The organism is Desulfurivibrio nitratireducens (genome assembly GCF_044068515.1).
Taxonomy (GTDB): domain Bacteria; phylum Desulfobacterota; class Desulfobulbia; order Desulfobulbales; family Desulfurivibrionaceae; genus Desulfurivibrio.
This window is the reverse complement of record NZ_JBIPKI010000067.1, coordinates 1-8,687: the sequence shown is the minus strand read 5'-3', so window position 1 is coordinate 8,687 and position 8,687 is coordinate 1. Positions and strand designations below refer to the sequence as shown.

General features: G+C 64.8%; 8 protein-coding genes. 2 read left to right on the top strand and 6 right to left on the bottom strand.

Annotated elements, in window-relative coordinates:
• Positions 1-111: 111 nt before the first annotated feature.
• The 6 genes from ACHHTY_RS11450 to ACHHTY_RS11425 all read right to left on the bottom strand — a co-directional run bounded on the left by ACHHTY_RS11450 (position 112) and on the right by ACHHTY_RS11425 (position 7,107).
• Entirely contained in the window at positions 112-294 is a 183-nt protein-coding gene (locus ACHHTY_RS11450; protein ID WP_395494297.1) for a hypothetical protein, read from the bottom strand.
• Between the two features lie 106 nt (positions 295-400).
• The gene (locus ACHHTY_RS11445; RefSeq protein WP_395494296.1) at positions 401-1,417 is read right to left on the bottom strand and encodes a lytic murein transglycosylase; all 1,017 of its coding nucleotides are present in this window, start codon (positions 1,415-1,417) and stop codon (positions 401-403) included.
• Positions 1,418-1,527: 110 nt separating this feature from the next.
• The gene (locus ACHHTY_RS11440; RefSeq protein WP_395494295.1) at positions 1,528-2,490 is read right to left on the bottom strand and encodes an acetyltransferase; all 963 of its coding nucleotides are present in this window, start codon (positions 2,488-2,490) and stop codon (positions 1,528-1,530) included.
• Positions 2,491-2,492: 2 nt separating this feature from the next.
• Entirely contained in the window at positions 2,493-4,856 is a 2,364-nt protein-coding gene (locus ACHHTY_RS11435) for an LPS-assembly protein LptD (RefSeq protein WP_395494294.1), read from the bottom strand.
• Between the two features lie 196 nt (positions 4,857-5,052).
• Positions 5,053-6,714: a dihydroxy-acid dehydratase gene (gene ilvD, locus ACHHTY_RS11430; RefSeq protein WP_395494293.1), complete on the bottom strand. Its 1,662-nt coding sequence runs from the start codon at positions 6,712-6,714 to the stop codon at positions 5,053-5,055.
• A 168-nt stretch (positions 6,715-6,882) separates the two neighbouring features.
• Positions 6,883-7,107, bottom strand: a complete 225-nt coding sequence (locus ACHHTY_RS11425) for a rubredoxin (RefSeq protein WP_395494292.1) — start codon at positions 7,105-7,107, stop codon at positions 6,883-6,885.
• 346 nt (positions 7,108-7,453) lie between these two features.
• Here ACHHTY_RS11425 and ACHHTY_RS11420 point away from each other — a divergent pair, with 346 nt between their 5' ends.
• Together ACHHTY_RS11420 and ACHHTY_RS11415 are read left to right on the top strand one after the other, a co-directional pair.
• A complete protein-coding gene (locus ACHHTY_RS11420) occupies positions 7,454-8,437 on the top strand; it encodes a radical SAM protein (RefSeq protein WP_395494291.1) in 984 nt (327 codons plus the stop codon).
• Positions 8,438-8,440: 3 nt separating this feature from the next.
• Positions 8,441-8,683: a hypothetical protein gene (locus tag ACHHTY_RS11415; protein WP_395494290.1), complete on the top strand. Its 243-nt coding sequence runs from the start codon at positions 8,441-8,443 to the stop codon at positions 8,681-8,683.
• Positions 8,684-8,687: the final 4 nt, after the last annotated feature.

Sequence of the window (8,687 nt, the reverse complement as noted above, 5' to 3'; positions counted from 1 at the left end):
AGGGGCAGAATCCGGCGCAGGCGGCCGTTAAGGGCCAACGATGCAAGCAGCGCTTTTGCTCCCACAACTAAGCGCTCATCAAAAAGCAACATCGATTCCCTCCCAAGAATCTTAAGGCGTCAGTTCCCGGTGCCGCAATTCGCTTCGGACCTCGTTCCAGCGGGCCCGCAGCAGTTCAAGCCGGTCCGTTTCCGCCGGTCGGGTCAGCAGTCCGGCCTCGCGCCGGGCCCGGGTTTCCCGCACCAATTGGTCGCCCAGTTCCCGATAATAAGTTTGCAGCTGTTCGTCGCTCATCTGCCGGTGATCCCGCTGCAACAGGAGCTCGGTGCGCTGCCCCGGACCGGGAGCGCAGGAGAACGACAAAATCAGCATAATTATTAAGCCGAAAAAAAAGCAACGGTTATTGTTCACTGAACTTCTCCGCCAGCTGAATCACCGCCATGGCGTAGCGGAAGGAGTTGTTCCAGTGGGTGATGGCCTGGAAATTGGGATAGGCCGCCAGGTAGCGCCAGCTGCCATCGGCCTCTTCCAGGCCCACCACCCGCAAGGGCTGATCATCGGCCACCGGGGGCAGTTCGACCCCCTGGGCCGCCTCGATTTCAGCCCGGGGCAGCACCCCTCGCCGGCCCGCCAGGCGAGCCTCTTCCAGGCGGGAATCCCCCAGTTCGGAGCCCAGTTCGGCGTAGCGGGGAGCTCCGAAACGCCAGCCGAAATGGCGCAGGTAATTGGCGATGCTGGCCAGCACATCGGGCACCGAGTGCCAGGTATCGCGGCGGCCGCTGCCGTCAAAATCGACCGCGTAGGCCCGAAAACTGGAGGGTATGAACTGGGTCTGGCCGAAGGCCCCGCCGTAAGACCCGAGCACCGACCGGGGATCCACCCCGTTTTCCCGGCAGAGCAGGAGAAATTCCACCAGTTGGCTGCGATAAAAATCGCTGCGGCGCGGGTAGGCGGCAAAGATGGTGTTCAGGGTCTGAAAAACCTTGAAGGATCCTTCGCGATTGCCGTAGTTGCTTTCGATCCCCCAGATGGCGACGATGATTTCCCGCTCGACGCCGAACTCGGCCTCGATGCGGTCCAGCAAGTCCCGGTGCCGGGCCAGCAAAGCGCGGCCGTTGCCGATATTCCACCAGGTGAAGAAGCCGGCCCGGTAGCGGTAATAGGGCTGGGCCTCCCACTGGGCGTCCATCAGCTGCAACACCCGGCGGTTAATGGTGACCCCGGCAAAAAGGGCCGCCAGTTCCCGGGAACTGAAGCCATGCTCTTGCTCCAGCTCGCGGAAAAGCTCCCGGTAGAGCGGGGAGTCGAGGTCGATGGGCTGGTCGTCGCCGACCCGGTCGGCCGCCGCCGGTTCCAACTCCCCGGCCGCGCCGGCTAGCGCAAAGGCCCCACCCAAAGTCAATAAAAAAATGACCAAGGCAGTGGTCGCCGGCCACCACCCCCGGAGTATAACGTGAGTATTTAGTTGCACATTCATGGTCAACCGTTCACCGGGTCCGATAACCTGCTGCTAACAGACCGTAATCTTCAAGAGGAGAAAGCGGCCCCAAAGGCCTGGCAGAATTTATCCCGCATCTCGGCGGGGAGGGCGTTGATTCCGGCGGCCCCGGCCCGACCGCCGCCGGTGGGGAAAGCGCGGCAAAGGGCATCGGCTCCCCGGGGCCGCTCCTGGGGAGCCCGGACACTGACCAGCATGGTGCCGTCGGGATTTTCCACCAGCAGGGCGTGGGCCTGGGCGGGAGCCGAGCGGGCCAGCTCATTGGCGTAAACCCCGGCCACCCGGCGGGCCCAGGGGGCCGGGGGCAACTGAAAGATCCGGCCGGCCGGGCTTTCGCGCCAGGGCGCCAGGGCCCGGGTCCGGGTCAGATCGGCGGCCATCCCCTGCCGCAGGGCGGCCAGCAGGGATGAATCCCGCTGGAACTCCAGGGGATCGGGATAGGCCCCGACGGCCCGGTAAAGCTCGGTGGGATCAAGGTGGAGATCGGCCAGGCTCGCCCCGTAACCGTTGTAGTTGAGCAGTTCGCCCAGCTCCCGCAGCCGCTCGAGCTCCCCCGGGGCCAGGTTCAGGGCGGCGGCGGCCCGGCGGGCGGAGCGGTGCAGATTGTCGCCGAAGGCCCCCACCACCGCCCAGGCCCGAAAGCGGCCGGCCAACAGATTATCGACAATCAGGGAGGTGCAAAGTTCCGGATCGGGGTCGATATGGGCTTCCAGATTGGCCGCGACGGGAATTTCGTCGGCATAATGATGATCGACGTAAAAAACCCGGCAGGAGGCCAGGAGGGGCAGCAGATATTCCCGGTTGCGCTCCAGCGAGACATCGAGCACCGTGATCTCCGCCCCGGTGGTTCCGGCCAGGTGGCGCAGCAGGGCAATATCGCGCTTGACCCCGCTGACCAGCCGGGCCCCGGGCCGGGGCGCGGCCAGGCGCAACTGGTGCAGGGCGCAAATCCCGTCGGCATCGCCATTGAAGACATCGATGACAGCCTTCATCCTCAGATATCCCTTTTGGTCAGACCCAGGGCCTGGCCGATGCTGTCCAGGCTGAAAATCAGCATGATGCTCTTTTCCTCGACATAACGGCGGACTTCAAGGTCCAGGGCCCAGCAGTGGGGCTTGTAGGTCAGGCCCAGGGAGGCTTCGGCGATATGGTTGTCGGTCAGGGACTGCTTGAGCAGGCCGTGGAGGGTGATTTTTTCGGTCAGGGGGGCGGTGAAGCTGGCGCTGACATCATGGAGCTGCTCCCCGGCGGTGGTGAAAAAATAGGGTTCGACCATGGCGCTGTATTTCAGGTAGCGGTAGTTGAGGGCCAGGCGGGCTCCGCCGGCGGCGGCGTAAGCCCCCTGGAGCTCGTAACGGGTGACCCCGGCCCCGTAAACGCTGAGATTGGTCTGGTAGCGGAAATTGAGGCGTGGCCGGGGGCTGGCCTGCAGATCGAAACGAAGATCGGAGAACTCCCGCCGCGACTCCGCCGGCCCCAGATCGTCACGGCGACCCTCGGCGAGATCATAGGTTTGCGTTACCTTGAAAAAAGCCAGAAAGCGGGAATATAAATCTCCCATGGCCGGTTCCCCGGCGTTCACCGGTTTTACCCCGCCCAGTTCGAAATAATTGTTGAGCTCATAGGTCAGCCAGTTGCGGGCCTCGAGACGATCGACGCTGTCCAGATCGGGCAACCGGTCCTGGGCGGTCCGGGCGGTATAGCTGTAGATCAGGTTGGGGCGGAACATGTGCTCCAGCCAGCGCTCCCCCGGCGGGTCGACGGCGGCGGCGCCGAAGCGCGGCCAGCCGGTCAGGGCGAAATCGCGGACCAGGGTGGTGGCCAGGTTGGCCTCGAGGTCGAAGGCGGTCCGGTCCTGGTAGCGGTCGTGCTCCCACTGGAAATCCTCGCCGTGGCTGTTGACCTGGTACATGGTCTGGCGGACCCCGGTGGTAATCCGCCCCTCGGTCCAGCCGCCGCTGCGGGGGATGGGGGTAATCAGCCGGGGATGGAGGTCGAGCCGGTGGGCGGCAATGCCCCGGCTGCGCCAGTAGTGAGTGTATTCGTTGCTCCAGGCCAGGCTCAGAGGCAGGTTTTCCAGCGGGGTCCGGCCGGAATAATGCAGCCGGGGCAAGGCCTGCAGGGGAGACGGATCCAGGTTGCGGAAGGCGGTCTCGCCCGGATCGAGAACCCCGTCGGCATTGTGGCCGGGCAGCAGGCGCAGACGATGGCGGCTGTCCTGCTGGAGAGCAAATTCCCCGGCCACCAGGGTCCGCGGGGTAATCCGGGTCAGTTGGAGGGAGGATTGGCGGGTGGTGAGGGAAGGCTCGAGCAGGTCGCGCCCGAACATCTCCTCGAAATCCTGGTTGTTGCGATTGTAGCCCTGGGAGCCCGTGTTGAACTCCTGGATGAAGTCCTGGTCGGAAACCAGGTCGAGATCGAGGCGGAGGACGAGATCATCCCCGAAATCGTGGTCCGCCTTGCCCCGCAGCCAGTAACGGTTGGTGGTGTCCCGCAGCAGGTTGTCGTCCTTGAAATCGTCAATGTCGCTGTCACGGTGGCGATCCTTTAAAAAACTGGCCAGCACCATGCCCCGCGCGGCCGGCCCGGCGGCGTAACGGAACTCCGCTCCGGCCAGCAGGCCCCGCTGATCCAGGTAGCGGGGATAAAGGGTGACATCGGCGCTGGGTGACAGGTTGATGAAATAGGGCAGGCTGAACCCGAAGCCGTCCCGGCGGGAGCGCGACAACTCGGGCAGCAGAAAACCGCTTTGCCGGGTGGTATTGGCCGGCAGCAGGAAGTAGGGGGAGTAGACCAGGGGTACTTCCCTGACCTGAAAACTGGGATGATAAAGGTGGGCGGCACCGTCCAGGGTGATTTTGGCCCGCCGGCTTTTCAGGGACCAGGCCGGGGGACAGGCGGGGTCATCGGGACGGCAGGCGGAAAGCCAGGCCTCCTCCAGGACGTAACTCTCCTCCCCGGTTTTCTCGATCTTCGCCCCCTTGAGGTACAAGCCGCTCTCCACCAGGTGGATAAGCGCCTCTTCCAGAGAGCCGGTCTGGCTCTCCAGGTGGAGGGAGGCGGCGGCGGCGGCGGTTTTTTCCGCCGGTGTTTCGATCCGGACCCGGCCCCGGGCCTCCACCACGCCGCGCTCGGGGTCGTAGCTCATCCAGTCCGCCCTGATCAACAGCGGTTCTCCCAGCTCCGCCGAGCGGGAAAGGACCACGTCGCCCTCGGCGATGACCCGCCGGGGCTCCTGCTGGTGCCGCATGGTGTCGGCGCTGAGTTCCCACTGGGGGAGCTCCCGGGCCCCGGCTCCGGTGATCCCGGCCGGCAGCAGCAGCATGAACAAAAGAAAGGCGACGGTCCTGCCGTTCAAGCACCCACCTCGACCCCAAAATGACAACCTCGCCCGGGAGTTTGGCGAGGCTGAACGATGATGACCAAACCACCGGCCGCCCAGCGCGCCCGCTTTGGGGCGCCATTGACCAACCAAAGAGGTAACCGGGCCGGCGCCGCACAGTGCGCTATGTAAGCCGGTCCGATCGCCCGAAGATGGGGCCCCGGCGGCCCGGTTAGCGGAGGATGGCCCCGGTACTGCCGGAGCTGACCATGGCGGCATAACGGGCGGCGTAGCCGGTGGTGATCTTGGGCGGCGGCGGGGTCCAGGCCTGGCGGCGCTTTTCCAGCTCATCGGCTGCTACTTGCAGTTCCAGGCGATGGTTGGGGATATCGATGCTGATTTCGTCCCCCTCGGCCACCAGGGCGATGGGACCGCCATCGGCGGCTTCCGGGGAGACGTGCCCGATGCAGGCCCCCTGGGTGCCGCCGGAAAAGCGGCCGTCGGTGATCAGGGCCACTTTTTTGCCCAGGCCCATGCCGATGATGGCGGCGGTGGGCGAGAGCATCTCCGGCATCCCGGGCCCGCCCCGGGGCCCGCAGTAACGGATGATCACCACGTCGCCGGGCTTGATCTTGCCGTCCAGAATGGCGCCGTGGGCCGCGGATTCACTGTCGAAAACCCGGGCCGGGCCGCGATGGACCAGCATCTCGTCGGCCACCGCCGACTGCTTGACCACCGCCCCGTCCGGGGCCAGGTTGCCGTACAGCACCCCGATGCCCCCCACCTTATGGTAAGGGTTGGTCACCGGCCGGATTACTTCGGAATCCCGGGTTTTGACCCCCTGGAGATTTTCCCCCAGGGTTTTGCCGGTGACGGTCATGACCTCGAGGTTGAGCCCGGCCTCGGTCCGGCAGAGTTCCTGCATTACCGCCGCCACCCCGCCGGCTTCGTCGAGTTGCTGGAGGCTGTGGGGGCCGCCGGGAATCAGGCTGCAGAGATGCGGGGTCCGGCCACTGACCTCGTTGAAGTGGGAAAGGGGCAGTTCCACCCCGGCTTCATGGGCGATGGCCGGCACATGGAGGACGGTGTTGGTGGAGCAGCCCAGGGCCATATCCACCGCCATGGCGTTCTCAAAGGCCGCCGCGGAAGCGATATCACGGGGCCGGATATTCTTGGCCAGCAGGTCCATTACCGCCATCCCGGCCTGCTTGGCCAGGCGAATGCGGGCGGCGGCCACCGCCGGGATGGTGCCGTTGCCGGGCAGTCCCAGGCCAATGGCCTCGGTCAGGCAGTTCATCGAGTTGGCGGTGAACATCCCGGCGCAGGAGCCGCAGCCGGGACAGGCCTTGTCCTCCAGTTCGGCCAACTCCTCCAGGCTCATGGTGTTGGCCCGGACCCGGCCGACGCCTTCGAAAACGCTGACCAGGTGGACGTCCTTGCCCTGAAAACGGCCGGTGAGCATGGGCCCGCCGCTGACCATCAGGGCGGGGATATTGACCCGGAGCATGGCCATCAGCATCCCCGGGGTGACCTTGTCGCAATTGGGCACCATGACCAGGGCGTCGAAGGGATGGGCCATGGCCATGATCTCCACCGAATCGGCGATGATTTCCCGACTGGCCAGGGAGTATTTCATCCCGGTATGGTTCATCGCCAGGCCGTCGCAGACCCCGATGGTGGCAAAGGCGATGGGGGTGCCGCCGGCCATCCGGATCCCATCCTTGACCGCGGCCACGATCCGGTCGAGATGGACATGGCCGGCAATTATCTCATTGTGGGCATGGGCGATGCCCACCAGGGGTCGGCGAATCTCCTCGTCGGTATAACCCATGGCCTTGAGCAGCGACCGATGGGGAGCGCGTTCCAATCCTTTCCGCAGGGCGTCACTTCGCATTGTTTTTCCTCGTCTACCTGGGCTTGCACGGGATCGCCGGCCGTGGGGGTTGGCCGCGAAAAAAACCTGAAGGGCTGAATCTACGCAACCGTGGTGCCACTGTCAAGCGGTAAGCCGGAGGTTACCGCTGCCGCCGACCGCGGCCCTGGCCAGCGGACTCCCTTGGGCTCAGCCGGTCTTGAGTTCGCATTCGACTTCTTTGGTCGAACCGGGGCCGGCCAGGGGGCGGAAACACTTTTTGCTGCCGCCGCAGACCGGGCAGCGCCAATCTTCGGGCAGATCGGCAAAACTGGTGCCCGGGGAAATTTTTCCTTTGCGGTCACCGCGGTCGGGGTCGTAAATATAGCCGCAGTTGCTGGTTTGACACTGGTACATCTCTTCGGGGGCTGACATGGCGGTCTCCTCGGTGGAAGGGCTGCCCCAAGTGGCGGGATGATCGCGTTGGTGGCCGGCCCAACCGCGGCAGGGCGAGAAAATACCGGCGCAATGGTTCGATCGCGGCCCTATTGTAGCATACGGTTGACTGCTGCCGCCAAGGAAAGTGGGGCCGCGGCCCGAGCGCAAAAGGACGCGGGACCAGAATTGAGTTGCCAAGCGGGGCCGGGAGAGGTAAGTTAATAACGATAAATCACGGCAAAAGACCCGCTAATCGGCGGTTTGCCGAATTTGGCGCAGAACGCGTTATCCCGGCAACCTTCACCACGAACCCAGCCATGAACTCCCTCCAGGCCCGAACCCCATGAAATTTATCTTCGGCCCGGTTAACTCCCGCCGACTCGGCATCTCCCTGGGCATCGACCTGCTGCCCCCCAAAATCTGCAATTTCAACTGCATCTATTGCGAAGTCGGTCCCACGACCTCGTTTGTCAGCGAGCGGGGAGAATACACCGATACCGCCGCCATCATCGCCGAAATCGACGATTTTCGCCGCGACCGGGAGGCGGTGGAGCGGCTGGACGTCCTGACCATCACCGCTTCCGGGGAACCGACCCTGCACAGCGGCCTGGGCCGAATCATCACCTATCTCAAGCAAAATATCGCCAAACCGGTGGCGGTGCTGAGCAACGGTTCCCTCTTCCACCGCCCGGATGTGCGCCGGGAACTGGCCCAGGCCGACATCGTCATTCCTTCGCTGGATTCGGCCCGGGCTGACAGTTTCCGCCGGATCAACCGGCCGGCCCCCAGCTGTCGCCTGGAGGAAATTATCGCCGGCCTGGAGGACTTCTGCCGGGAATTCAGCGGCCACTGCTGGCTGGAAATCCTGCTGGCCAAAGGGATCAATGACCGGCCGGAAGACCTGGCCGCCCTGGCGGCGGCGGTGGCCCGGATCAAGCCGGAGCGGATCCAGCTCAACACCGTGGCCCGGCCGCCCCTGGAAACCTTTGCCCACCCCCTGACCCCGGAGGAAATGCGGACGGCCGCCGGCCATTTCTCCCTGCCGGTGGACATCCTGACCGATTACCGTCCCCGGACTCCGGTGACCGCCGACCCTCTGGCCGGCAAAAGAGGCCCCCGCGAACACGAAGAGGAAGTGCTGCACCTGCTGCAGCGCCGACCCTGCACCGCCGCCGACGTCAGCGCGGCTCTGGGCATTGCCGCCGAGCAAGCGGCCGCCGCCCTGGAGCACCTGCGGGCGGCCGGCCGGATCGGCCCCTCCAGCCATCGCGGCAAGGAATATTTCATTGTCCTGCCCCTGAAACAGGACCAAACCACAGGATCGTAAACCATGAGCGACGAAGAAGCACGTTCAGTACTCGAGCGGGTCAGTCAGTGGCTGGGCCGCAAAAAACCCACCAACTCGGAGGAAAACGGCAAAATGCCGCAAGATCAAGAAAAACCTGTCCCCCAAGAGGATTCCCCCCAGGCGCCGGACGCCGCTGTAGCCCCGGCCGCTCCGGACCAGGCGCCGGCCGGCTTCCCGGCAAGATCTTTGAACAGATCCAAATTCCGGACTGGCCGGGCATTCTAACCCT

Coding starts and splice junctions, on each gene's coding strand:
- ACHHTY_RS11420 (WP_395494291.1), top strand. CDS start 7,454: ATGAAATTTATCTTCGGCCCGGTTAACTCCCGCCGACTCGGCATCTCC.
- ACHHTY_RS11440 (WP_395494295.1), bottom strand. CDS start 2,490: ATGAAGGCTGTCATCGATGTCTTCAATGGCGATGCCGACGGGATTTGC.
- ACHHTY_RS11425 (WP_395494292.1), bottom strand. CDS start 7,107: ATGTCAGCCCCCGAAGAGATGTACCAGTGTCAAACCAGCAACTGCGGC.
- ilvD (WP_395494293.1), bottom strand. CDS start 6,714: ATGCGAAGTGACGCCCTGCGGAAAGGATTGGAACGCGCTCCCCATCGG.
- ACHHTY_RS11415 (WP_395494290.1), top strand. CDS start 8,441: ATGAGCGACGAAGAAGCACGTTCAGTACTCGAGCGGGTCAGTCAGTGG.
- ACHHTY_RS11450 (WP_395494297.1), bottom strand. CDS start 294: ATGAGCGACGAACAGCTGCAAACTTATTATCGGGAACTGGGCGACCAA.